This window comes from Gordonia sp. 852002-10350_SCH5691597, assembly GCF_001665715.1.
GTDB lineage: Bacteria > Actinomycetota > Actinomycetes > Mycobacteriales > Mycobacteriaceae > Gordonia > Gordonia sputi.
In genome coordinates, this window is record NZ_LZMO01000169.1 from 1 (window position 1) to 1065 (window position 1065).

Annotated in this window: 1 protein-coding gene and 1 pseudogene; both read right to left on the bottom strand. The window is 66.3% G+C overall.

Going from position 1 to position 1065, the window contains the following annotated elements; translation table 11 throughout:
• Window positions 1–316, bottom strand: a pseudogene (locus tag A5777_RS11970) (glycosyltransferase family 2 protein); the annotation flags it as partial.
• Window positions 313–1065: glycoside hydrolase family 16 protein (locus tag A5777_RS11975; protein WP_064862807.1), on the bottom strand; the 753-nt coding region annotated here is incomplete at its 5' end. The gene A5777_RS11975 and the pseudogene A5777_RS11970, both read right to left, overlap by 4 nt.

Sequence of the window (1065 nt, forward strand, 5' to 3'; positions counted from 1 at the left end):
ACACCGGCCTGCTCGGCGCATCGCCGTTGTCGCGTGTCTCGTCGCACGGCGGGATGGTGACGGTGGCGAGCCCGTTCTCGAGCGGGGATTCCGTGAAGCGCACCAGCACAACGGATTCGCGAATGAGCAGTCGCGCGCGCGTATAGCCGTCGGCGCCGAGAGGGCGGCAGGTGACGGTAATGTCGGCCGAGCGGTCCGCGAGGTCGAGTTCGGCGGTGTCGAGTTGACCCACCCAGGTCGCGCCGGGCCACTCGGGTCCTCCGGTCGCGGGCATGACCGGCCGCAGTTCGATTGGCGCCGTGAATAGTTCGGTCATGTGCCGGAGCTCCGTTCGGTTGTGTTCACCCGAATCCAATCGACAGTCATCGTGGCGGGGAAAGTGGTGTCGTCCGACGCGGGGCCGGGCCAATCGCCTCCGACGGCGACGTTGAGCAGGACATGGAAAGGTGCGTCGAAGACCCATTGGGCGTCGGGCGCGAGGTCGGCCGGTGTGACCGAGAACAGTTCTCGGTCGTCGATTCCGGTGACGATGCGCCCCGGCGTCTTGCGCATCCAGTACGTGCGAAACGTGTTGGCGAGTTCGAAGGGTCCCGGTCCGGATGCCGACACCGTCTGTCCACGTGTGCTGGAGTCCTGCGGCGCGTGGATTCCGGTGTGGTAATCCGCTGCGGTGTTGAGGGTTTCGATCACGTCGATCTCTCCGGCACGCGGCCAGCCCACCTGCTCGAGGGAATCCCCGAGCAGCCAGAACGCGGGATGGAGTCCCTGGCCCGATGGCATCGAGATACGTGCGGAGATCGTGCCGTAGCGCAGCGAGTACTTGCCGCGGGTCGTGAGGCGTGCCGATGTGATGGTGTCGCCGTCACGTCGCGCGGTGATCAGTAGATGTCCTTTGCCGTCGAGCCTCACGTTGCGCGTGCTGTCGGTGTAGACCTGCTGTTCGCCGTTGCCCCACTCTCCGCCGCCGATCTCGGCAGTCCACACACCCGTGACAGGGCCTGCGGGACCGTCGAATTCGTCGGAGACGACGTCGGCGTTGGCCGTCGTTGCGGGAGGTTCTGCGTC